Annotated in this window: 24 protein-coding genes and 1 other annotated feature; of the genes, 13 read left to right on the top strand and 11 right to left on the bottom strand. The window is 47.7% G+C overall.

Annotated features, from left to right (window positions below; genetic code table 11):
* Positions 1-29 precede the first annotated feature (29 nt).
* From KNP93_RS03520 to KNP93_RS03510, 3 genes are all read right to left on the bottom strand, one after another.
* Positions 30-911 (bottom strand): YitT family protein, encoded by an 882-nt coding sequence (locus KNP93_RS03520; RefSeq protein WP_214853172.1) that lies wholly within the window; start codon positions 909-911, stop codon positions 30-32.
* Positions 912-992: 81 nt separating this feature from the next.
* Positions 993-3,818, bottom strand: coding sequence for a sensor domain-containing protein (locus tag KNP93_RS03515; protein WP_214853167.1), 2,826 nt, complete (start codon positions 3,816-3,818; stop codon positions 993-995).
* 478 nt (positions 3,819-4,296) lie between these two features.
* Entirely contained in the window at positions 4,297-5,427 is a 1,131-nt protein-coding gene (locus tag KNP93_RS03510; protein WP_214853165.1) for a hypothetical protein, read from the bottom strand.
* Positions 5,428-5,556: 129 nt separating this feature from the next.
* Here KNP93_RS03510 and KNP93_RS03505 point away from each other — a divergent pair, with 129 nt between their 5' ends.
* Complete coding sequence (locus KNP93_RS03505; RefSeq protein WP_214853163.1) at positions 5,557-6,216, top strand: response regulator transcription factor; 660 nt, start codon at positions 5,557-5,559, stop codon at positions 6,214-6,216.
* Positions 6,213-7,478: a HAMP domain-containing sensor histidine kinase gene (locus KNP93_RS03500; protein ID WP_214853152.1), complete on the top strand. Its 1,266-nt coding sequence runs from the start codon at positions 6,213-6,215 to the stop codon at positions 7,476-7,478. Before KNP93_RS03505 ends, KNP93_RS03500 begins: the two co-directional genes overlap by 4 nt.
* Positions 7,479-7,532: 54 nt before the next feature.
* On the opposite strand, the gene KNP93_RS03495 is transcribed toward KNP93_RS03500, so the two are convergent.
* Entirely contained in the window at positions 7,533-8,036 is a 504-nt protein-coding gene (locus KNP93_RS03495; protein ID WP_114595083.1) for a hypothetical protein, read from the bottom strand.
* A 137-nt stretch (positions 8,037-8,173) separates the two neighbouring features.
* Between KNP93_RS03495 and KNP93_RS03490 the strand changes: the two genes are divergently transcribed.
* The 4 genes from KNP93_RS03490 to KNP93_RS03475 all read left to right on the top strand — a co-directional run bounded on the left by KNP93_RS03490 (position 8,174) and on the right by KNP93_RS03475 (position 12,222).
* Positions 8,174-8,656: a hypothetical protein gene (locus KNP93_RS03490; protein WP_214853150.1), complete on the top strand. Its 483-nt coding sequence runs from the start codon at positions 8,174-8,176 to the stop codon at positions 8,654-8,656.
* Positions 8,657-8,733: 77 nt separating this feature from the next.
* A complete protein-coding gene (locus KNP93_RS03485; RefSeq protein ID WP_131502222.1) occupies positions 8,734-9,564 on the top strand; it encodes a GNAT family N-acetyltransferase in 831 nt (276 codons plus the stop codon).
* 353 nt (positions 9,565-9,917) lie between these two features.
* Entirely contained in the window at positions 9,918-10,313 is a 396-nt protein-coding gene (locus KNP93_RS03480) for a hypothetical protein (protein WP_131502221.1), read from the top strand.
* A 62-nt stretch (positions 10,314-10,375) separates the two neighbouring features.
* Positions 10,376-10,611 (top strand) — a binding site (T-box leader).
* Between the two features lie 96 nt (positions 10,612-10,707).
* Entirely contained in the window at positions 10,708-12,222 is a 1,515-nt protein-coding gene (locus tag KNP93_RS03475) for a peptide ABC transporter substrate-binding protein (RefSeq protein WP_214853148.1), read from the top strand.
* 71 nt (positions 12,223-12,293) lie between these two features.
* Here the strand turns inward: KNP93_RS03475 and tnpB are convergent, their stop codons facing one another.
* Entirely contained in the window at positions 12,294-13,466 is a 1,173-nt protein-coding gene (tnpB, locus tag KNP93_RS03470; protein ID WP_214853469.1) for an IS200/IS605 family element RNA-guided endonuclease TnpB, read from the bottom strand.
* Positions 13,467-13,787: 321 nt separating this feature from the next.
* On the opposite strand from tnpB, the gene KNP93_RS03465 reads away from it, so the two are divergent.
* From KNP93_RS03465 to KNP93_RS03435, 7 genes are all read left to right on the top strand, one after another.
* The gene (locus KNP93_RS03465) at positions 13,788-15,071 is read left to right on the top strand and encodes a methyl-accepting chemotaxis protein (RefSeq protein WP_214853146.1); all 1,284 of its coding nucleotides are present in this window, start codon (positions 13,788-13,790) and stop codon (positions 15,069-15,071) included.
* Between the two features lie 222 nt (positions 15,072-15,293).
* Positions 15,294-16,388, top strand: a complete 1,095-nt coding sequence (locus KNP93_RS03460; RefSeq protein WP_214853144.1) for a flagellin N-terminal helical domain-containing protein — start codon at positions 15,294-15,296, stop codon at positions 16,386-16,388.
* A 137-nt stretch (positions 16,389-16,525) separates the two neighbouring features.
* Positions 16,526-16,882: a flagellar protein FlaG gene (locus KNP93_RS03455; protein ID WP_214853142.1), complete on the top strand. Its 357-nt coding sequence runs from the start codon at positions 16,526-16,528 to the stop codon at positions 16,880-16,882.
* An 18-nt stretch (positions 16,883-16,900) separates the two neighbouring features.
* Positions 16,901-18,463, top strand: coding sequence for a flagellar filament capping protein FliD (gene fliD / locus KNP93_RS03450; RefSeq protein WP_214853138.1), 1,563 nt, complete (start codon positions 16,901-16,903; stop codon positions 18,461-18,463).
* Between the two features lie 12 nt (positions 18,464-18,475).
* Positions 18,476-18,847, top strand: coding sequence for a flagellar export chaperone FliS (gene fliS / locus KNP93_RS03445; protein WP_214853135.1), 372 nt, complete (start codon positions 18,476-18,478; stop codon positions 18,845-18,847).
* Positions 18,811-19,197: a hypothetical protein gene (locus KNP93_RS03440; protein ID WP_233494501.1), complete on the top strand. Its 387-nt coding sequence runs from the start codon at positions 18,811-18,813 to the stop codon at positions 19,195-19,197. The genes fliS and KNP93_RS03440 overlap by 37 nt, the downstream gene beginning before the upstream one ends.
* Before the next feature lie 27 nt (positions 19,198-19,224).
* A complete protein-coding gene (locus tag KNP93_RS03435) occupies positions 19,225-19,404 on the top strand; it encodes a hypothetical protein (RefSeq protein ID WP_026827549.1) in 180 nt (59 codons plus the stop codon).
* A 33-nt stretch (positions 19,405-19,437) separates the two neighbouring features.
* Here the strand turns inward: KNP93_RS03435 and KNP93_RS03430 are convergent, their stop codons facing one another.
* The 6 genes from KNP93_RS03430 to KNP93_RS03405 form a co-directional block, all read right to left on the bottom strand.
* Positions 19,438-21,141, bottom strand: a complete 1,704-nt coding sequence (locus KNP93_RS03430; RefSeq protein ID WP_214853131.1) for a diguanylate cyclase domain-containing protein — start codon at positions 21,139-21,141, stop codon at positions 19,438-19,440.
* A gap of 101 nt (positions 21,142-21,242) precedes the next feature.
* Positions 21,243-21,911: a DUF2225 domain-containing protein gene (locus tag KNP93_RS03425; protein WP_131502212.1), complete on the bottom strand. Its 669-nt coding sequence runs from the start codon at positions 21,909-21,911 to the stop codon at positions 21,243-21,245.
* Positions 21,912-21,934: 23 nt separating this feature from the next.
* Positions 21,935-22,375, bottom strand: a complete 441-nt coding sequence (locus KNP93_RS03420) for a YaaR family protein (protein ID WP_131502211.1) — start codon at positions 22,373-22,375, stop codon at positions 21,935-21,937.
* An 18-nt stretch (positions 22,376-22,393) separates the two neighbouring features.
* Positions 22,394-23,287 (bottom strand): flagellin N-terminal helical domain-containing protein, encoded by an 894-nt coding sequence (locus KNP93_RS03415; protein ID WP_131972305.1) that lies wholly within the window; start codon positions 23,285-23,287, stop codon positions 22,394-22,396.
* Positions 23,287-23,679 (bottom strand): flagellar protein FliS, encoded by a 393-nt coding sequence (locus KNP93_RS03410; RefSeq protein WP_131972306.1) that lies wholly within the window; start codon positions 23,677-23,679, stop codon positions 23,287-23,289. The genes KNP93_RS03415 and KNP93_RS03410 overlap by 1 nt, the downstream gene beginning before the upstream one ends.
* On the bottom strand, positions 23,676-23,966 hold the full coding sequence (locus tag KNP93_RS03405; RefSeq protein WP_012371297.1) for an EscU/YscU/HrcU family type III secretion system export apparatus switch protein: 291 nt from the start codon (positions 23,964-23,966) through the stop codon (positions 23,676-23,678). The genes KNP93_RS03410 and KNP93_RS03405 overlap by 4 nt, the downstream gene beginning before the upstream one ends.
* Between the last annotated feature and the right edge of the window lie 2 nt (positions 23,967-23,968).

Below are 23,968 nucleotides of genomic sequence, written 5' to 3'. Positions count from 1 at the left end.
GCGATTCTTCCTCTCTGCAGTAGGATACGTTAATGAATATCTTTTTTCTTGAAACGACCGCCATGGACATCATGGATGTTGCCGATCGCGATAAAGGCTTCTTCGTCAAAATCGCGGACGATTTCCTTCAGCTTTGTTTCCTCCAACCGACTGATGACACAAAAAATGATTTTTTTGTCGTCGCCGGAAAAAGCACCTTCCCCGTTCAGGTACGTCATCGTCCGACCAAGCCGGTCCATGATGGCAAGACCGATTTCTTCATGGTTTTCAGAAATAATCCAGACACTCTTCGACTGATCGAGCCCGTCGATGACGACATCAATCGTCTTGAAGGCGATGAAGTAAGTAATCAAGGAATACATGGCCCGGTCCCAACCGAAGACGAAACCGGCAGCGCCTAAAATAAAGACGTTGAAGAACATGACGATTTCACCGACGGAAAACGGTGTCGAGCGACTGAACGAGACCGCTAAAATTTCGGTCCCGTCGAGTGAACCACTCGCCCGGATGACAATCCCGACACCGATTCCGAGAATCAACCCACCGAAGACGGTTGCGAGGAGATCGACCCGTGTCATCGGACCGATGTCTTCCAGTAACTTTGTCGCAATCGCCATGACGGAAATGGCGTAGAGCGTCGATAAGGCAAACGTCTTCCCGATTTGTTTATAACCGAAGAAGATGAACGGGATGTTGAGAAAGAATAACCACAACGCGAGTGTCGAATCGGTCAACTTCGATCCGATGATGGAAATGCCGACAATCCCACCATCGATGATACTGTTTGGGACAAGGAATCCTTTGAGTCCGATGGCGAAAATCACGGCACCGATCGTGAGCAACAACAAACGACGGAACAGTTGCCATTTCGTTGAACGGCGGTGTCGTTTGGCCTGTTCAGCAGCGGGCATCGAACCCCTCCTTTTGCATACACTTTTCATTACTATAACAAAAAAGCACTAAGGCACGCGAGAACGACCTTAGTGCTTATTTCACCCGTTGTAGCGTAATGTCTGGAAAAACCGTAAGACCAGTTCCGCTTCTTGCGTCGTCGTATAGCGTCCGACATATTGTCCGTCCTCAAAAGCAGTGACAGTCAGGGTGCAGGAGACCAGCTGAAGACCTTCCGACAACCGGACTTCAAACGTCGCGGTTTGCAGAGGTAAGGGAGTATCGGTCGTAAAGTAGAGATGACGTGTACTCGTCCGGTGGGCTTGAATCTCGGAAAAACTAAAGTCGAATGTCTGATTTTGATGTTGCAGCATCTTGATTTTGCCTTGGACCGTAAAGCTCGGTACGTTATCCGAGGCAAGCGAACAGGCTTCGATCGGATACAAGACTTCCCGGATCAGAAAACTTTCCATGACGGCCGCGGACACCGGTCGGCTGAATAAATACCCTTGGATGTTCGGACATTCAAGAGCCCGGAACATCTCCAACTGTTGAATCGTTTCAATGCCTTCCGCGATGACGGCAAGATTAAACTCCTTCGCCATGTAGAGAATACTTTTAACGATAGCTTGTGCTTTCTTATCCTCGGCGATATGTACCGCAAACTGGCGATCGATCTTGACGACATCAATCGGATAACGTTGCAGGTAGACCATTGATGAATATCCTTTTCCGAAATCATCGAGCGCAATCCGGACACCGAGCCGGCTGACATGTTCCAGCGTCCGGCTGATATTCGGATCATCCATGATCAATGCCGCTTCGGTGATTTCCAGTTCCAACAGCTCGGCCGGCAATTGATACGTAGCCAGTATCTGTTCAATCTGGTGTTCGAACCCGGGAATCAAAAACCGTTTCGGCGAGACGTTGACGGATACCGGGACAAGATCGGCACCGGCACTGGACCAGTCAAGCATCGCCTGGCACGCTGTCTCGACGACCCAGTCGCCGATTGCGATATGCAGGGCACTTTCCTCGGCGAGCGGGATGAAATCATTGGGCGGAATCCGTCCCCATTCCGGGTGTTGCCAGCGGATTAACGCTTCGAGACCGATGATTTTCCCCGTCCAGCTGTCGACTTTCGGTTGGTACTCAAGAAACAGTTGCTTCCGTTCAATCGCATAGTGTAAATCCTGTTCGAGCCGGTAACGGCGGTAATAATCGATATCGAGATTGGACGCATAATGATGGACGGTACTCTGATTTTCACGTCGTGACCGCCGGAGCGCCGTATACGAATGTTTCATCAATTCGACCGGATCGTTGCTGTCGTCCGGAAAACGGCTGATGCCGATTGAGACACGGGTGAACAAGGCATAAGGATCAATCAAAATCGGTTCGACGGATAAAGATAACAACGTTTCCGCATAGGACGTGATATCGTCCTTGAGGCTCGACGGAACGAGTATCGCGTATTCGTCGCCTCCGAGGTGCCCGAAAAAGATGCCCTCCGGTTTTGAGGTGTTGAGGAGTGCACTTGTCGCCTGAATCCACTGGTCACCGGAAGCATGACCAAACGCATTGTTGATATCCGAAATCCGGTTAAATGAAATCGACAAAATCGAAAATGCCGTGTTCGCCTGCATCCAGTCACGGATCGTCTCCGTCAACGACAGGCGGTTCGGCAGACCGGTGACCGAGTCATACATCGCCAGCTGTTGCAAGCGTTCCTCGTACTCTTTTTGGAGTGTAATGTCGTGCATGATGCTGTTCGTATAGGCAATCGAACCGTCCAGCTGGAAGACCGGGATTTGTTGGTCTTCAATCCATTTCATACGCCCATCCGGGAACGACAGACGGTACTGGATCGAACTTGCTTTACCAGACTGCAACTGTAAGATGAAGCGTTTCATTGCCGGTACGTCACGCGGGTCAAGTCGCTCGAACAGCCAGTCCTGACTGAGGATCAAATCGTGCGGCAACTCTTCGAAAATCTGGAAAAACCCTTTGGAATGAAACAACAGGCGTCCGGTTGATAAATCGATTTGCGAGATGGCGGCTTCGAGTGCTTCATAGATTTCACGCGTCTGTTCCCGTTCGAGTGCCAGTTCACGGCGCGCTTCACTGACTTCTGACAAATCATAGAGAATCAGAGAAATCAATCCGGTCGGACCGTCGCGTCGTAATGCCTTCAGACGTAACAGTTGGTATTCGTAGTCAGCATTCAGGACGGACACTTCCTGTTCGAACGTATCGATTTCTCCATCAAGCAGGCGAATCATCTGAAAACGGAGCGGATCAAAATCACGCGGATGGATCCGTTGATGTAACTGTTCATTCGAAAAGGGATTCACCGGACTGGACTCGATTCCCAAATATTTGATCAAAGAGGGTGAATACTCAATCGTCCGGTTCACTGGATCGTAATGAAAGACGACCAGTTCCGGAATCTGTTCCGTCAGTTCCAGTTGCGACCGGATGTGGACGACATCATCCTCCAACTGTTTTTCTCGTGTGATGTCACGTGCGATCCCGTACACCCCGACGACATGCCCATCCTGTTCAATCGGCATATTCGTGATTTTGAGCGTCAGCCGGTGTTGATCGGCATGCAGACCTTGTGCCGTATAGTGGACCGTCTCACCGGCCAGGGCCCGCTCGAAAAATGCCGTGACGGACGCATGCTGTTCCGGTGGATTGAAGACGGCGAAATGATTATATAAAGTTTCCTTCGAATAACCGAGCATCCGTGGAAGTTGTTCGTTGAAATAGATGATTTCACCAAGATGATTAAAGAAAAAGACAGCATCTGTACTTTGCTGAAAAAAAGGTTCCACACGTTCTGGTCGTGACAGTTCTAACCCGCCAATCAGCAGAGGGGATGTAGATGAACGACTCAGCCGTTGCATCGCGTCGAAAAAAGTCATAGACAAATCTCCTCACTCGAATTTTTTCTCTCACTCTTAGTATCGGAGTAAACGAAGATCAATTGCAATCAAAGTTCGAAGAATAGAATTTTTTTTCAAAAAAAGCGAATCATTTTTTGGAGAATGGGAGGAAGTGGAATGAAAAAGAAGAGGGTGGGACGGGAAATCTGCTTTCTTTTGCTCGCTTTTCTCGGGCGGAACGGAAGCCGCGGTCGTCGTGACCGTCGACCGGGTCTTCCTTGTTCCTGTCGGAAGCAAAGCTTCCTTTTCCCGTAGAAGTCGAGCTTCGAAAGTAGACGTACCCGAATCATTCGATCGGGTAAAAAATATAAAAAATCATCAACGAAGGAAACGTAGAAAAAGACAAAAAGACAAAAAGACAAAAAGACAAAAAGACAAAAAGACAAAAAGACAAAAAGGCAAACCCCGCCGATGCCTGTTGAATGGCATATGCTGGAGTTTGTCCGTGCTTTACATATTAGATGGCAAGATCAACAGAAGTCTCGCTGGCATTGGGATCAGCCTGATCCGGTCGGTCGGCATCGTTCATGCCATGATGGCGTCCCGGTCCATGTCCGCGCGGTCCTTGCTGTAAGTCGTCATAGCTTGAGACTTCATCGGCCCGTTCCTGCATCCGTTCCTTGATCGCCGTCGCTTGTTTTTTCGTGATGGCACCGCTTTTGACTTTCGCATCGATTGCTTTCGTTTGTTCGGCAAGGACAGCCTTCTCAAAAGCAGCGAAGGAGATGTTGTTCGCTTCCGCAAATTCCGGTAACGGTTGGTTCGCTGCCTTGAACTTCGTCGCATCGAGATTCAGCCGTTTCAAGATAGCGGACGTTGTATCACCGAAGACGTCATGACCGGGTCCACCGTGTTCGCCTGGTCCATGTTGACCGCGGTCCGGTAAGTCATCGTAACTGTTGGCATCCGAGAACTCTTCTGTCAGGCGGGCTTTGATCTCGGTCGCCTGTTTTTTCGTCATCTTCCCGTCTTTGACGAATTGATCGAGCTGTGTCGTCTGCGCTGCAAGCAATGCTTTTTTGTAATCCGCGAACTTGATTGACTGGGCTTTCGCATAAGCAGCGAGCGATTGGTTGGCTGCATCGAATTTATCTTGGCTCAGACCGAGTGCCTTCAAGACGTCGGCAATCAACGATTCGTTGAAGAAGCCGCCTTTGTCACCGCGATGTCCTTTTGGCATCTGTTCTTTTAAATCGGCATAACTCGAAACCCCGCTAAAGCGTTCCGTATGATGTTTTAACATATCCGCTGCCTGCGACTTCGTTAAGTCACCTGATTTGACGAGTGAAGCGAGCTGTTCTCTTGCGGCGGCGAGTTCCGCCTTTTTATAGTCACTGAACGAAATTCCTTTTTGTTTCGCAAGATCTGCGATTGATAAGCCTTTTTCTCGGGCGGCATCGACTTGTTTTTGGGTCAGATTGAGTTTTTTGAGCAGTAACGTAAAGTCGAGTCGTTTCATCCCTTCGAAATGCGGACGTTCTGATTTCGTTTCTGTCGAGCTGTCATTGGTTGCAGCATAAGCAGAAGCCCCTCCTACTGTTAAGGCGCTGATTGTCAGTGCGGTGATCCATTGTTTTTTGAAATGCATGGGTGATCACTCCTTTCACCTTTTATGTTAGCGGGATACGTCTGCGAAGTTGTGAGGAAGTTGCAAGGAAATCGCAAAGAAACGTCAACCGTTCAAAAAAGACGGTACACTACAAGTGGAGGGATGAAGATGAACATTTTAGTGATAGAAGATGAACTGAAGCTGGCACAGGTGACGGAACGTTTTTTGCGTCATCACGGCTATACGGTCACGCTCGCGGCGTCGCTTGCGGAGGCTAAAATAAAACTTGCGAGTACGTCGTTTGACGCTGCCCTCGTTGATGTCCGCCTGCCGGACGGGGACGGCTGGTCGCTTGTCCCGGGCATCAAAGCGACGGTTCCGGCTCCGGTCGTCTTCATGCTGACGTCACGCGGGGAAGCGGACGACCGGGTGTTCGGACTGGAGCTTGGAGCAGATGATTATCTCGTCAAGCCGATTGTCCTCAAGGAATTGATCATCCGGCTCGAGCGGGCGTTGAAGCAACGGTTGCCGGTCGGTCGGCAGTTAGGTGACGTGACGATTGATGAGAAGGCGCGCCGTGTCCAAAGTGGAACGGACACCGTCAGTCTCACGAAAATGGAATTCGAACTGTTGGTCTATTTCTTTGAGCACATGGGTGAAGCACTGACGCGCGATCAAATTCTCGATGAAGTCTGGGGCTATACGTTCGGAGGCGATACGCGGACGGTCGATACACATGTCAAACAGTTGCGGGATAAGATGCCGACGATTAAACAGCAGTTGAAGACGGTCCACCGGGTCGGCTACCGGTTGGAGGCAATCGAATGAGTAAGTTGATGCGAAAGTTTTTGCTGGCGGTCATTGCGCCGTTATTGATTATGGGCGTACTCAGTTTCAGTCTGACGGCGTTCCTCGTCAACCGGTTTGCGGAAGATGAACGTTACAGTCAGTTGATGCGGGAAGCAAATATCATCGAGGAAGCACTGGCAGAAAATCGTCCGGTACCGCGTGAAATTCAAGGGTTTATCACCCGTGACGAAGTGACGGAACGAATCGGAGGACGGGGACGGCAAGTCGTCGAACTGCCGATTCTTGACGATCTCAAACAAAAAGACATTATCGAAGTCCAGGGGAACCGGCTGTTGACGTATCAGTTGATGAGCGGCGATACCGTCATCACGACAATCCGCGAAGCACCGCTCGCAAGCAGTGCCCTCGACGGCGTCTATCTGGCGATTGGTGTTGCGTTACTTGCCGCCTTACTGCTCGCAACCGGACTGGCCTATTATATGGGACGGCAATTCATCCGGCCGATCATGGAACTGCGGACCGTTGCGAAAGAGATTGGCGACGGACGAAAAGACGTTCTGTTACCGGACCGACCGAATGATGAAGTCGGTGATCTGATTCACGCCGTCGATGAGATGCAGGAACAACTGATCCAGAAAGAAGCGTTGCAAAAATCGTTTATTGCCGGAATCACCCACGATTTGCGGACACCACTCGCCATCATCCGCAACGAGACGGAAGCTCTGGCGGCCGGAGTGATTCCAGTCGACGAACTGCCGGACGTCACAACCAGTATCATCGAAGAAACGGATCGGCTCGGGCTGTTGATTGATGAGACGCTGGTCTATTCGAAACTGGCCGGCGGGATGATGCCGCTTGACCGGACAGAGGTGGCAGTGAATCAATTAGTCGAAGAAACAGCGGAACGGTTACGGTCGACGTTCAAAAAAGGCGGTCTTCGTTTGACGGTCGAGACAGAACCGGTCCTGCTTTCGCTTGATCGGCGGATGTTCGAACGGGTTCTCGTCAATTTTCTGATGAACGCCCACGTCGCTGCCCCGAGCGGAAGTGAAGTGTTAGTCCGGCTGACAGCAACCGAGTTGACGGTGGAGGATGCCGGAAGCGGTGTCGCAGAACGCGACCGTTCGACAATTTGGGATTTGTATGTCAAACAGACCGGCGGCTCCGGGCATGGTCTCGGTCTTGCCATCAGCCGATTGATTCTCGACAGTCACGGCTTAGCGTACGGTGTCCGGGACAGCATGCTTGGTGGTGCCTGCTTTTATATCCGGTTCAAATAAGCAAAAGAAAAAAAGGTCCTGTCATTCACCTGAGTGAAGAGCGGGACCTGTTGGTTATTCAGAATCGTTGGCTTGAACGAGACTCGGTTTGACGAGCGTATAGAACTCATCGCTCATCCCGACGCGGCTGCCCATCTGACAAGCGAGTTCGAGTGTCTCCTGGTAGAATTTCGCCACCAGACTATGATTTTTGATGTGCATATCCTTCATCGCTTTTTCAACGCCGAGGACGACTTTTGCGATTTGATCATCGGCATCATTGCGAACTGGGACAACGTTTTCCGGAAGATCGACTTCCTTGTCGTGTCCGTTAAAGCGGAACGACGCCCCGAAACCAAGATGTTCGAGGAAGAAGTGCGGTAACAATTTACCGGCGAAGAACTGGTGCCACTCTGATTCTTTCATCGTATCCATGTCGCGTTTGAACGATGTCGTTGCAAGTGCATAGCGGTCATGTGTATCTTTCATGAACTTCTCGAGGATTGGTACCTGCATCGCAAACGAATTTTTCAGCAGATTATCGAGCTGTTCTTGCGTTAATAGTTCTTGTTCAGCCATCAGTTTAACCCCATTTCGTTTCGTTAGTTCTATCGTAAGAAATTTAGACAATTCCGTCAAATCTTTTTCAAGAATAGAGTTTACCTATTTCACAAAAGGGAATTCCTTTACTATCGAAGAGTTAAGGGGGAGTTAGCATGAAACGAGTAGCAATGACAGGGGTATTAATCGGAGCATGTCTAATTCCGGTGACAGCTTTCGGCGCAAGTAACGTGACGTACAAAACAGGCACGATTCAAAACAAGGACTTCGGCTATTCCGTCAAGGCGACGACAGCCTTGCAGACAGCGATCAAGCAGGATAAGATCGATGTCGTCAAAAACAAAACCGTCAAGACGAAATACGGTATCGTGACACGTAGCGGGACGTTTTCGCTCTACTATAAAGTAAAGGGAAAAGATCAAATGCTCGTCAACTTGAACTTTAAACCGAAAAAATTAACGAAAAAACAATTTGAGAAACAAGTCGGGTTCGGAACCTATCTCGGCACAAAAGGCAATAAAACATACTATTATGTGCAACCGACGGAAGCCGTCAAAGGCGCAGCCGGGAAACAAAAGATTGCCGACTTAATCACACACGATGTGCCGGCGATGATGAAGACATTCAAATTAAAATGAGGAAACTGCAAGGAGCACCAGCTTTTGCTAGTGCTTCTTTTGATGGTCCGATATAGTAAAGGTTGAGGTGAAGTGAAATGGAATGGACAGTAACAGAAGTTAAACAAACAACAGAAGTCTTACAACTTGAGAAATGTGTCAACGATCACGACGGCATTGAATTGAAAGTCGCCGCAGATTGGGTCGGACAAAATGATTTCGCGATTTATGACGATACGAAATTAATCGGTTATCTGCAAGCGTTCGCTTACTTACCGACAGAGTGGGAAATCAATGTCTTCGTCGATCCGGATTACCGGAAACAGGGTGTCTTCACGCAACTCGTCGAAGCGGCGAAAGAGGCGGCCCGTCCGCAAGGGGTCGAAGCGTTTACGTTCGTCATTGATGATGAAAGTAAATCGGGCCAGGCCGTCCTTGGTCAGCTCGGTGCCGGGTACCGGATGACGGAATACAACATGGTCCTGAAAAAAGCGCAATTGTTCCTAAAAGCGGACCCGGATTTTGAACTGCGGGAAGCGACAGCGGACGATCGTCCGTTCATCGTCGAGACACTTGGTTCGTCATTCGGCAATACAGCGGATGAAGCGGAATCCATCTATCAAGCAATTGAGTCGGATGATCGTGTCACCTATATCGGTGTCGCAAACGGCAAACCGGTTGGTGTCATTCGGGCTTACTTAGCGTCTGAGACGCAAGCGAGCATTCATGCGTTTGCCGTCCGTCCGGAAGCACAGGGAAACGGATACGGCAAGAAGATGCTGAAGCTGATGGTCCAGGCGATGTTCCGCACCGGTCGGACGCAGCTTGAACTGGATGTCGAGACGGATAACGCGCGGGCGCTTGATCTCTATAAAGAGGCCGGTTTTGTTGTCGGACGCGGCTATCAGTTCCACGTACTTGGCTTATAATAGATTTAGAAGAAAGTCCACGCGAGTGGGCTCTTTTTGTTGGATAGACCACAGGTCTTGAAATAGAAAAAATGTTTCCGTTTGTCCGTTGGCGCGCTTTCCTCGGGCGGAACGCAAGCCGCGATCGTCCTCTTCGGACGACCGGGTCTTGCCTGTTCCTGACGGAAGGGACAAGCCCTTCCTTTTCCCGTAGGAGTCGCGCCCGGACGACGGAAACTTTTTTGTTAGGAAACTTGTGACAAATGGCGAAGTAAACAACAGGGAAAAACAAGTTCATATTCTAAAATAAATCTGAAACCTTCTCGCGGTTTTGTCGTATACTACACATATGGAAAAAAAGAGGAGGCGACGTTATGGAATGTCGTAAAGATTCATTACGGACGTTGAAGTGGGTATCAGGTGGTTTAGAGGCAATGCTCGGGATACCGGTGCTTGGTGGATTATTTATTGTCTTTGGAACAGGTTACAATGCGCTTTGGGTCATGTTAGCGTTCCATATCGTGGTCGTCGTCTTGACGGCACGTGCCGGTCGGGTGTCAAAAGGGAACATCGTCGGGATCGTCGCATCGACAATCGGATTCATTCCTGTCGTCGGGATGCTGTTGCACATGGCGGCAGCAATTACGATTTTACTGGATGCGGCATTCGGGAATCGGGTTATCACGCGGACACATGTTGAACGCGTCGAACCGATCCGTCCCCGTCCGGTCCGGAAAGAACAGGAACGCAAAGAGGACCATCCGTTCTAAGCTTTTTTCGTTGACAGTTGAAAACAAGCCGTGTAAAGTAAACAACAAGTTAAGCCATATCAAACAAATCAACGACGCGGAGTAAGTACCGTCAACACTGCCGACAAAGCGAGTCAGGAAAGGTGAGAGCCTGACGCGGTAAGCTGATCAGGGAATGGACCGCTGAGAGCCTGTTGAACGATTCAGTAGACAGGACGGTTGCCCCCGTTACCGGGCTAGCTGGTTGTTGGACCAGCGACAAGAGGAGATTTTTAATCTCAACTAGAGGTGGCACCGCGCGGATACAGGCGTCCTCTATGCATCAGCTTTTGCTGTGGCATAGAGGGCGTCTTTTTTGTTTACGTCAAGGAACGCCGAATCATCCAACGCACATTATCTTTAGGAGGAATTATTTATGAAAAAGACATTGATCGCGGCGGCAAGTACGGCGTTCCTGCTCGCAGGATGCTCCACAACGGATACAGAACAAGCAGCACCAAATAAGAATGACAAGAAAGTCCTACACACGATGGAAAGTTATGACCTCCTGTCGGTCGACCCGGCAGACGCCATCACGTCAAATATCTTTAACCAAATCTACGAAGGATTGTACCGGTTTGATGCAAACAATGAACTGGTCCCGGCAGCAGCGAAGTCGCACAGCGTGTCGGAAGATGGAAAAGTCTATACGTTTAAGTTGGACAAAAACGCTAAATGGTCTGACGGCAAACCGGTCACAGCGGAAAACTTCCGTTATGCCTACGAGCGCGTCATCGAAACGAATTCACCGTTCGCGTACCTGCTTGAGCCGGTTAAAGAAACAAAGGTCATCGACGATCAGACGTTACAGATTGAACTGAAACGACCGACACCATACTTCCTCAGCATGACGACATTTGGTACGTATATGCCGGTCCGGGAAGACATCGTCAAAGCACAAGGTGAAAAGTTTGGAACGGATCCAAAAACAAACGTCTACAACGGACCGTTCACATTCAAGAAATATCAGGCCGAGCAAGGCTATACGCTCGCAAAAAACGCTGATTACGCCGACCGTAAAAATGTCAAAATTGATGAAGTGGATGTTAAAATCATCAAGGATCCGATGCTTGCGATCAACTTGTTTGAGACCGGGGAACTCGATGTTGCACCGTTGAACTCCGAAAACGTCGTCACGTACAAAAATAAAAAAGAGTACAACACGTTTAGCGACTCACGGATGTTCTTCATCCGGATGAATCAAAAAACGGAAGCTCTTAAAAATCAGAAGACACGTCAGGCGATTGATGCCGCCTACGATAAAAAAGCACTGACCAAAACGTTACTCGGAAACGGCTCACTGCCGGCCGATTACATCGTCCCGCAGGAACTCGATCCAAAATACGACAAGACACGTCAAATTGAATCATCGTTTGACGCAGCACAATCGAAACAAGTACTCGCGGATCAAAACCTCGAGTTGACGATGATCATTGAAGACGACGATGTCTCAAAGAAAATCGGCGAATACATCCAAGGTTCACTGAAACAACAAAATATCGATGTTAAGCTGTTGTCACTGCCGAAAAAAGAACGGTTGGCGCGTGAAGGACGAGGGGATTATGACCTGTCACTTGCGAGCTGGGCACCGGATTATCAGGATGCAACAACGTACCTGAACCTCTTTATGACAGGTAATCCGTTCAACATGATGGACTACTCGAACAAAAAGTATGATGGACTGTTAAAACAGGCTGAAAACGAACTCGATCAGGACAAACGTCTCGAACTGTTGAGCGAAGCGGAAACAATGTTGCTCGACGATCAAGCGATTTCACCGGTTTACCAACGGAAAAATGCCTTCCTTCAAAACACGGAGGTCAAAAATCTGGCCCGTCACAACGTTGGAACAGATATTTCGTATAAATACGTTGAGATTGACCGCAATTGAACTACCTCCACCTACGCTTTGCTTAGAGGTGGAAGATTCCTGAGTTATCCGACCTACCGGTCGAAAATTTATCAGGCTAACCCCGTCGTCCCGACGGTTGAAGAAGCTAAAATGCGTTCGGCTTCTTGTTTGAGATTCAGTCCTGCGTTCACATCACGGTCGTGATGGATGCCGCAACTCGGACATGTCCATTCACGCAAGTTGAGATGTTTCACGTCTTTGTGTTGATGCCCGCAACTGGAGCACAGTTGACTGGAAGCGAAGGTCTTGCCGACTTTCACGACGGTCTTCCCGTACCATTCTGCCTTGTACTCCAGCATGCGGAAGAACTCCGACCAACTGACGTCCGAGATGGCCTTGCTCAACTTGCGATTCCTCTGCATGTTCTTCACCTGCAAGGTCTCGATGCCGATGACGTCGTGGTTTTTGACGATCTCGGTCGATACCTTGTGCAGGAAGTTGGTTCGTTTGTTGGCGATCTTCTCGTGGATACGGGCAACCTTCCGCTTCTGCTTCTGATAGTTCCTCGCCTCGGAAAGCGTGACTTTCTTGTTCAAAGCGATGCGTTGACGGCGGGAGAGCTTGCGCTGTTCGCGCGCCAGTTTCTTCTCAAGCGAACGGAAGTAACGGTCGTTCTTGTATGCCGTGCCGTCCGACAGGATGGCGAAGTTCTTGAGTCCGACGTCGACGCCAACGGATGAACCGGTCTTCGGCAGTTCGTTGATCTCCTGCTCGACGAGCAGGGAAACGAAGTATTTTCTTGAAGCTGTGCGTCGGATCGTGGCGTTCAAGATACGGCCTGTGACCTGTTTCGAGTTGGCGAAACGGACCCATTTCAGCTTCGGAACTTTGAGCTTGTTCCCGATTATAGAGACTTCAGGAAGTTGAGATTTCCCTTGAATATTGGTCTTATACGATTGGACGGGGTTCCGCTTCGACTTGAATCGAGGGCGTTCGTTCTGTTTCTTGAAGAAGCGGTCATAGGCATCGGCAAGATGTTTGACGCTAGTTTGCACGGAAGTGCTATCGACTTCTTTCAGCCAGTCAAACTCCTGCTTCAGAATAGGAATTTCTTTCGAGCAAGAACCGTAAGAGAGTCCTTTTCCAGTCGCTTTGTAGGTTTCATCCCACTTCGCTAAGAAGTGGTTGAAGATGAAGCGCGAACACCCGATTGTCTTCGCGATCAGGATTTCCTGCTCTTTTGTGGGGTAGATTCTGAATTTGTAGGCCTTGTGCTTCAACACCATTTTTCACCTCCTTCAAAGGGAATATACCCGAAAAACAGGCTGGCGATTCATCTTCCACTTTCACTAGGGCTTCGCCCTTAATGTTTAGAAGTGGTAGTATTCTCGCCTAATTTTGATAAAGTAACACCAACAGATATCTAGTCAACTTCCTTCTTCTATAGAAGGTATTGACTGGATGTTTTTTTGTTATGCCTAATATCGATGTGACGAAAGTATGAAGGTGTGAACTGCAAAATCAGGTCAATTCTATTAAAGCGTTCTCAGAAGTGACCGATAAAGAAGGTGATGAGATTTGAAACAGGAAAGGGAGTTTCGAAGATGAGTATGCTACGGAAAAATTTAAAGATGCGATTGTTTATCTGGGTCTTGGCGATTTCAGTCATTACCGGTGGGATTTCAGCACAGTTGACGTTGTTCTTAAACCGAGGACTTGATGTCGGGGACGGACCGTCAATTTGGTTAGGTGCCGGAATTGGGTTAGTTTTATCCATTATTGGTTCAACATTGATCCAATTGATTCTCCGTCAACCAATCAAAGCGATTGAAAAGGCGACGGAAACAGCGCGTGAAGTCGCAAACGGTAATTTCAACGTCGATTTCGAAGAAGCAAAACGCGGCGACGAAGTTGATCAGTTGATGCATGAACTCGAAGTCATGGTCTTACATATCCGCAAACAGGCAACACAGATGGGCAATTCAAGTGATAAATTGACAGCATCAGCGCAGGAAATCGCAGCGGCTGTTCAGGAAGGAAATGCATCAGGCGAAAGCATCCGTTCGGCGATGGCAGAGCTCTCGACGAAGATGAATGAAAACGTCGATCAAGCTTATCTGTCGATGGATGCGCTCGGCGCCGTCAAACGGACGATGGACGAAGTCGCCAAAGAAATGAATGAAGCGTTGAAATCGGCGACCGTCATGCAGACAGAAGCTGAGAACGGGAAGACGCTGGCGACAGATTCTGTCGAAGCGATGCATATGATTTCAAGTAAGATGGAACAATCAGCGACATTGAACAGTCGACTGACCGGTATGACAGGTGAAATTTCGCGGATTACCGATGTCATCAGTGATATCTCGGCTCAGACGAACTTACTCAGTCTAAATGCCTCGATTGAAGCGGCTCGTGCCGGTGATGCCGGACGTGGATTTGCTGTCGTCGCAGCGGAAGTCAAAAAACTCGCCGAACAGACCGCAACGTCAGCTAAAGAAATCACCGATTTGATTTCTGGAGTCAAACGTCTCGTCAACGATACAGCGAATGCGATGACAGACGTTCAAAAAGAAGTTGCAACCGGTGTCGGTCTCGTCGAACAAGCCGGTTCGTCGTTTGAAGAGATTCATCAGTCGACAGAAAGTGTTTATTCGCGTGTTCAGTCGGTCGATCAACTCGTCATCAAGTCGGATAAAGAAATCGATCAGGTTGGTTTAACGACGGCGAATATCCTCGCGATGGTCGAAGAAGCGTCGAAACATGCGGAACAGGTCTTGCAGGCATCAAGCCATCAAGCGGCTTCACTTGGTGAGGTTAACGGCGCGATGGAAGAGTTGGTTGCAGTCGCGGAACAACTACAGGAAGAGACAGGTGCGACACGTCTGTAAATCAGAAATCGTAGACGGAAGTAGCGTCTGCGATTTTTGTTTGAACTTTTTTATTTTTTTTGAGCGAAACTGTTAAACATTTCGGTACTGCGACGATATATAGAGTGGAAGCAGTCATCGACTACAACCACCGCGCTACTCTTGGGCCGGCCAGGGGGCGCATCTCGGAGAAGAAGGATCTTCAAAGAGACAAAAAATTTATTCCTATGGAGGGAAATTACAATGATTATCAATCACAACATTACAGCACTTAACACACACAACAAACTTTCGAGCGCTTCTGCTGCTCAAGGGAAATCAATGGAAAAATTAGCTTCAGGTCTTCGCATCAACAAAGCGGGCGACGATGCTGCTGGTCTTGCAATCTCTGAAAAAATGCGTGCGCAGGTTCGTGGACTTGATCAAGCTTCACGTAACGCTCAAGACGGAATCTCAATGATTCAAACAGCTGAAGGTGCCTTAAACGAAACACACGATATTCTTCAACGTATGCGCGAATTAGCAGTTCAGGGTGCGAATGATACAAACGTTACTCAAGACCGCGACGCTATTCAAGAAGAATTGACAGCGTTAAAGAGCGAAATCGACCGTATCGGTGAAACAACAGAATTCAACAAACAGACACTTTTAAATGGTGGACTTGGTGGAACTGTTGATCAAGATGCTGCGACTACTACAGTTCTTGATGTTAAAGGTGTAGCAGGTGCTTCTACTAACGGTGCGGTTGCTGGAACATATGCAATCACTAGCGGAACTGCTGGCGAATTAACAATGACATTCGGAACTAAAACGCAAACAATCAGCAACGCAGACGGTGCTCAAGACTTGAACTTCTCTGAGTTCGGTATCTCGATCAAAACAAACGCTGGTTACACTGCAGATGACGCAGTTGGTAACGTTGTTGTAGATCCTGGAGCAGTTACATTCCAAATCGGTGCTAACGAAGACCAAAACTTGAGCTTGAACATCCGTAACATGAAAACAGACGGCGTATTAAACCTCGCAACTGCAGGACGTGTAGATGTTTCGACTCACGCAACAGCTAAAGCTTCAGTAACAAACATCGAAGGTGCTATCACTGAAGTATCTAAAGAACGTTCGAAACTCGGTGCTTACCAAAACCGTCTCGATCACACAATCAACAACCTTAAAACTTCTTCTGAAAACCTAACAGCGGCTGAATCACGCGTTCGTGACGTTGATATGGCTAAAGAAATGATGAACCAAACGAAAAACTCAATCCTTGCACAGGCTGCACAAGCAATGTTGGCGCAAGCAAACCAACAACCGCAAGGCGTTCTTCAATTACTTCGTTAATCATAACTGATTAGATTTATTACTTAAGGTCATGGACTTGTTCCATGGCCTTTTTCTATTGATTTTGATATCAGCTATTACAACTTAATAGAAGATGCCGATATACTACATAGAGAATAATTAAGGAGTGTTTGTTCATGAATTCCATCACTACGGAAATTCGGCTTCATTTGCCTGCAAACGTCTTACCCTACGAAGCGACACGAAATGTTTTTGTTGAAGCTAATCAAGAGGAATTGGCACAAGAGGGAATCGTCATCTTACCGACTCCACAACATGTAACAAAGCTTGAAGTGACTATTGAAAAAGCAAACCTACAGTTAGAAACTCAAAGAACTGGATTAAAGTTTGTCAAACATGAAAAGCTCAATGAATTTTATATTCAAATTGTTGATACGAATAATCATGTCGTACAAGAAATTCCAAGCAAAAAGGAATTGGATTTTTTTGCAGCTTTCATGGAATTTAATCAACTAATTGATAAGCGGATTTAACTTGAAAGGACTGATTGGATGGCAGGAATACGTCTTAGTGGTTTAGCAAGTGGAATTGATACAGAAACGATGATTAAACAATTAATGCAAGTTGAACGTGCACCGGTTGATCGTTTATCACAAAAAAAACAAACCTTAACATGGCAACGCGATGCTTACCGTGAAATGAATAGGGGATTACTTGATTTAAGAACTGCAGCTAGTGATATGTTGTTTTCAAAGAATTATACTGCTAAAACAGTCGTAAATTCAGATAATGCTAAAATTGCTGTTACAGCTAGTCCTTCAGCTCCAGCCGGAAGTGTGACCATTGAAAAAGTTGGACAACTAGCATCATCAGCATCTGTTGCGATGGCAACAACAGCTGGAAAATCAGCGAGTACAACACTTGCTGACAGTGGATTATTTGACACGACTGGTGGAAAAGTAAACGTTCAAATCAATACATTTTCTGCTGACGGTACAGCTGTTACTGAAACACTGTCACTCGATTCGACACAAACATTGGCTGATTTAACTTCTGCAATCAATAGCAAAACGAATCTTGGAATGAGTGCGGTTTATAATGATATTACAGGTAAACTGGTGTTAACGAAAACGAGTACTGGAAAACTTAATCCGAATGGTCCTGACATCACTATTACAGATGCTAATCTAGGAACACAAAAGGTAAATTCTCAAATCGATGGTGTTGGACAAGACGGAAAAAATGCGAAGTACACAATAGGTGGCCAAGAACTTGAACAACGAACTAACACCTTTACACAAAATGGTTTGACAATCACATTAAACGGTACTTCCAATACAGCAATCACTCTCAATACAAAACTCGATACCCAAGCAAACTTTGACTCGATCAAAAAGTTTGTTGATAAGTATAATGACTTGATTGACAAGATGAATAAAAAAGTTCGAGAAGAAAAATATCGTGATTTTCAGCCGTTGACGGATGCTCAGCGAAAAGAGTTAAGTGAAGATGAGGTCAAGAAGTGGGAAGAGAAGGCGATGAGTGGTGTCTTGAAAAACGATAGTTTCCTGCGTGATGGTATGACATCTTTCCGAAGTGCGATTTCAGCGAAGATTGATACCGGCTATTCGTATACATCAGGAACGGATACAATCCAGTTGAATTACATATCACAAATCGGAATCACGTCGACCAGCGATTTTCGTGATGGAGGGAAACTGAGAATCGATGAAACGAAACTCAAGAAGATGCTTGAAGAGCAACCAGAAGGCGTCTACAAACTCTTTACAGCTACGGCGCCAGAACCAGCAAAAGATGCCCAAGGAAACCCTATTCCAAGTACAAATGGAATCAACGGGTTTGTTCGTCAAATCCAAGGTTTCGCTACGACAATGCGTGATAAGGTCTCAAAAGTCGCAGGACTTGATGGTGCTGTTGCGACGACATACCGACTCGGGAAATCACTTGCAGATATCGACAAGAGCATGTTGACATGGGAAGATAAATTAAAAACAAAAGAAAATAGTTATTACCGTCGCTTTGCGGCGATGGAACAGGCGATGAACCAAGCGAACAGCCAATCGACGACGCTCGCTTCATACTTAGGACAATAAGGAGGACTTCAGATGGCTAATCCCTACGCAGCATATCAAACAAACTCTGTTACGACGGCCTTACCACAAGACTTGACATTGATGTTATATGAAGGACTGATCAAGTTTGCGATGCTTTCGAAACGATCGATTGAACAAGGTTTAATTGAACAAAAAAACATGAACATTCAAAAAGCCCAGGCAATTGTTCTCGAGCTTCAACTAACACTCAACCAGTCGATTCCTTTATCAAAAGATTTAAATAATCTCTATGACTACATGCAGGGACGTCTGATTGACGCCAATGTCAAAAATGATGTTGTTGCAATCGACGAAGTGATTGGCTTTGCGGAAGAGTTCCGCGAGACATGGAAAGAAGCGATGAAGCTCGCGCGTCAACGATGAGTCCGCTCGATCCGCTTCGGCTGAAAACGAAACACTTGATGGAACTGCTTGAGCAGACGCCGGACGAAGACGTTTATGACGAATGGTTACTGAAAATCCAGAACTTGTTGAACGAACGGGAAGCATTCATCGCCGCTCATTCGAACTTACTGGCCGGCGCCAATCAAGCCGTCATTCAAGAGCTGGTTGCAGAAAGCCAAAAAATCGACTTGAAATTATCGTCAGAAACCGCTAAATTAGGGGTACAAATCAATCAATTGCGTCAGACGAAAACAAGTCGAAAATCGTATATCGATCCGTACGAAGAAGTCGAAGGTAGTTTTTCACCATATTTTGATTCTCGTCAGTAACTTTCTAGAAGTAGGGAGGGATCTCGCGTGCCAAAACGTGAAGACAAGAAACGAAAGGTCGTCAAACCATTTTACCGTTCCGATGGATCGTACGATCAGTTCATCGAACCGGATGTCGAGTCGGAGTCCTGGGAAGAAGCCGAACGGCCAATTTCTGATTTACCGGATGCGTATGAAGAAGAAAAATATCGGCGCGAGTCGTTGTAACGAAAAGGACTTTCCATCGCGGAAAGTCCTTTTTCATTTAAAGCGATAAGCATTTTTCTCATGCTGTTTGACGCTGTACATCGCTCCGTCTTCCGGATAACGGGCAATCCCAATCGACGGTGTAACCGACATTGACGTCCCGTGGAACCAAAAAGGTCGGTTAAGTTGGTTGATCAAGTCCTCCGTGTAGCGAATCGTTTCTGCTTTGGAGCGGGATAAAAAGACGATGAACTCATCACCTCCGAGCCGGGCAGCAACTTCATCTTCCCGGAGCCGGTTCGAGGTCTCCTGCAGGACATAATCGCCGGCGTCATGTCCGTACCTGTCGTTGACTTGTTTGAACCCGTCGAGGTCAATGAACAGCAACGAACCGGATTCAATCTGCACCAATCGGTCCTGCAGAAAGTTTTCAAAATACCGACGGTTCGGTAACCGGGTTAAGGCGTCGTGATAGCCAAGTTCTTCGAGCCACTGTTGCTGTTCGAGCGTTTCAGTAATATCCGACAGCAGGACGTAGACATATTCGTGATCCGGAACGGGAATCAGCGTCGTATCGTATGTTCTGGTTCCTTCATGCAACAACAGCTTCCTGCTTGTCTCCAGGCGCACGACTTCTCGACGGAGTTGTGACGACAGGTATTCCGGGAGTTGCTGACCGAAATGCTGCAAGGCCGGCGGATTCATCGTTTGGAGGGTCCCCATCCGGTTGACTTGAAGAATCGGTTCCGGATGATCGAGAAACAATCGCCGGTACTCTTCTTTCCGCAGTTCGAGGAGGGATGTCTGTTCCTTGACCTGTTGCGCGAGATCAAGCTGGATGACTTCGTATTCTTCTAATAAACGCCGGTTTAGCCGTTCTGAAAAGTACTGACGAATTAAAAACAACGAAAACAATAAGGCGATTGACAAGACGTAAACGAGAAGCGGAACTTGGAAAAAGGAAATCCAGACGAGCAACAGCACCAGGCTAATGTACGGTAAATACGGACGCGACAACGTATATTTTCGTGTCGTCGATGCCGGGACGCGGCGGAAGTAACGGATGAGTTCAAACAAGCTGAGTGGATAAAGCGGTAAGAAAAAAACGGCAAGATCAAACTGGCCACGAATCAAAAACGTGTAGTAACCGAAGTTCGCCACACAAAACAGGGCAATGGCCTGGATGAGCGTCCGGTGACGTACTGTATCGCTTAGCCCCGTCGTGTAGAGGATCAGAGAAAACAAAATCAGTGCCATGAAACAGAGCGAATAGATGGTCATCGCAATCAGTTCGACGGTATTTCGGGAAAAATCAGGCACATTCTGTAAAATCATCACGTAACCGAAGACGAACGACATGCCGAATAAAATAAAGCCATCAAGATAAAGCAACCGATTTTGACGGAACGAGGACCAATCGATTAGTTGGGCCAAGGTCATCGCGGTCAAGAATAAGAAAAGTGTCAGTGTCACATTTGCCAAGGCGTCAGACCAAACAGGGTGGAACCGGTCGGGTAACGATGCTAAAACAGAGTTGATGACAATTCCGAGCCAAAATAACACAATCGCCTGACCGATTCTACGGTACGGATGATTCGGTCGTCTTAAAAAATGAACAAACGCTGACCAGGAACAGAAACTTAAGCCGATTAAGGTAATGCTGCCGGCGATGGCAGGGGTCCACGTCTGGTCAAACGTCAATGCTAGAATCAGATAGGTCACAAGTAAATAAAGACTGGTTGCGTAAGGTCTCGTCATGTGTTCGCCTCCTTCCTCGATGTCTTATATGTATGGATTTCGTCAACCAAAAAGAAAACCCCTGTTTCGTCCAACACATCGCAGACAAACAGGGGAGAAAATTAAATGGGATGTTGTTCGCGGTACAGTTCCCAGTGCTCGCGGGCTTCTTTTTTAATTCGATCGGAAACCGTTTTACTTTGGAAAATGAGACCGTACCATTGTTTGGCGTTATCTGTATCGCCTAACGTCGCATACAAATCACTGATCCGTAAAAGTAAGACATCGTGAGGAATACCCGTTCGGACCGCATCCGAATACTCTAAATAGATGGTTTCGTATTTTTGGACAGATCGCATCGTCCAAGAAAGTTCCTGTTCCAAATCTTCCAGCAACCGATACATCCATGAAATTCGAATACCAAGCATCGCTTGGATGCTGTCTTTTTGTAACGTGACTTGTGCCATATACAAACATAGTTTGTATAGATACAGTACCTGTTTCACAGAACGTTCTGTTGCAGAGAAAGGTAAGACCGGAAGCGTTGATAAGATGTCCGTTTTTAGTAGCGTTCGGACATCAGGCCGTAGTTTTTCAAACGCTTCATGGAAAATGAAACGACAGTGGCTACATTGGATGGGTTCGTAAAAATAGACGTTAGGTCCCTGATAATGAATGAAGCCATCCATATCGGTGTGTTTGACACGAATATGGCGGCTCAAGACACGTTTCGTCTCCGTTTCTTTGAGACAGTAGGGGCAACGGCATTTTTTAAGATAAAGATCAGGCATGATACGTGCTCCTCAAGATAAATTTAGACAAAAACGTTGACGAGCATTCCTTTGATTTCACCGATCTGGTCGAGAATCTCGAGTCGGCGGGATTCGCCGGAAATGACGTTGTCGGTCAGTTGCAGCAACTTCGCATCGACCTGTTCGACGACCTTGTAGATTTTCGTTCGGCCACGGCGGTTGAAGCCACGCTTTTCTTCGAGTTGTTGCGACTGATCGAGGGCATCTTTTAGGAAGTCCTTGATCTTTTCTTTATATTCTTCGAGGTTCTCGATTGTCTGGCTTTCCGCCAGCAACTGACCGTGCTCTTCGACGAGCATCAGTTTTTGTTGGAGACGTTCGTAGCCTTTATGTTCACGCTTATCCTGCATCAAGGCAGAAAACGTCGTCGACGCTTCAACCTCACGTGGTCCGGTCTTCGGTGTCTGCAGGCGGCTTGTTTCTTGGATGCGCCGGATGTCCATGGGTGATTCCTCCTTTGATTAGTTGAGTAGTTGTAAGACGCCTTGCGGTAAGGCGTTTGCCTGGGCGATCATCGCCATGCCTGATTGATTGAGGATATTGTACTTCGCGTACTCCATCATCTCACGCGCCATATCGGTATCACGAATGCGTGACTCGGACGCCGTCAGGTTTTCTTTACTGACACTGAGGACGGACGATGTTGCTTCGAACCGGTTTTGAATCGCTCCGAGTTTTGCCCGTTGCTGGGAAATCGTATCGATGGCCTGTGTATAACGGCTGATAGCTTCATCGGCGTCGCTGTTCGTCATGACGCTGAGCGCGTATTCCGGTGTTGTGTTGACGCTTGGATAATCGAGTGTCCGGGCGTCGGCGTTGGGTTTGACGGTCGTACTGATTCCGATGTTGAGTGCGCGCATATCATCAATCGTTAAAGAAATGCCTTCGTTCGCGCCGGCATTCGTCTGAATGAAGACCGCATTGTCTTCTGTACTGAAGCCACCTGTCAATAGTTTTTTACCGTTGAACTGGGTTGTCTCGGCAATCCGTGAGACTTCATTCGTCAACTGATTGACTTCTTCCTGGATCGCCGTCCGGTCTTCGGTTGCAAGTGTTCCGTTCCCTGCTTGAACGGCCAGTTCCCGCATCCGTTGCAACAGGTTGTGTGTTTCACTGAGTCCGCCTTCGACCGTTTGAACCATTGAAATTCCGTCGAGGACGTTCTGTTCCGCTTTATCAAGTGCTTTGAGACGGTTCCGCATCTTTTCAGAAATCGCGAGACCAGCCGCATCGTCAGCGCCGCGGTTAATTTTTTGACCACTCGACAGTTTATCCATCGTTGTCTTGACGTTCATCTGATTGGCACTTAAGTTTCGGTAGGCTTTCAAAGCCTGTACGTTGTTTGAAATCCGCATTAATAGTCCATCCCTTCGTAACGCTCATGGTGTGCCGCCCGGACGAGGGGACGGTCTTTCTTCAGACTGGCCGCTTGCCAGGTGATCAGCAGTTCTTCCGTCAGTTGCAACAATTCGTTTAAACGCGTTGGCTCGATGTAAGCCTGTAACGTCTGTTCTGCTAAGTAATAATAAAGTTGATCGAGCTGGGCGGTGATGATGCCGCCTTCGTCGTTCAGTCCGGACTGCAGTTTTTCAAGCAATTGGTAGGCTTTTTGCAGACGGACGTTGACGGCATCGAACCGTCGCTCGTCGCGACCGGTAATTGCCTGTTCATATTGAAAGACGAGACCTTTTAACATCGTTTCCGTCAATTGTTGGGGAGTCATTTGATACAGTTCCTGTTCGGTCATGAGTTCCGTCCTTTCGCGTGATCAAGTTCTTCAATCAATAATAACAATTCGGCCATTACATCATACAGTTGCGGCGGGATCGCCGTTCCAAGATCAAGGTCTAGCAGATGACCGAGCAGCGACGTATCCTGTTCAATCGCGACGCCGCTGGCACGCGCCTCTTGCAAAATGCGGTCCGCTGCGGCACCGGTTGCCCGAGCGACGACGATCGGCGCATTACCGGACGCTTCATCGTACCGGAGGACGGCCGCTGACTTCCGGTGTTTTAAATCAATTTTCTGATACATAG

The sequence above is a fragment of the Exiguobacterium sp. s166 genome (genome assembly GCF_018618855.1).
Classification (GTDB): Bacteria; Bacillota; Bacilli; order Exiguobacteriales; family Exiguobacteriaceae; genus Exiguobacterium_A.
This window is presented reverse-complemented; position numbering and strand designations above follow the sequence as displayed.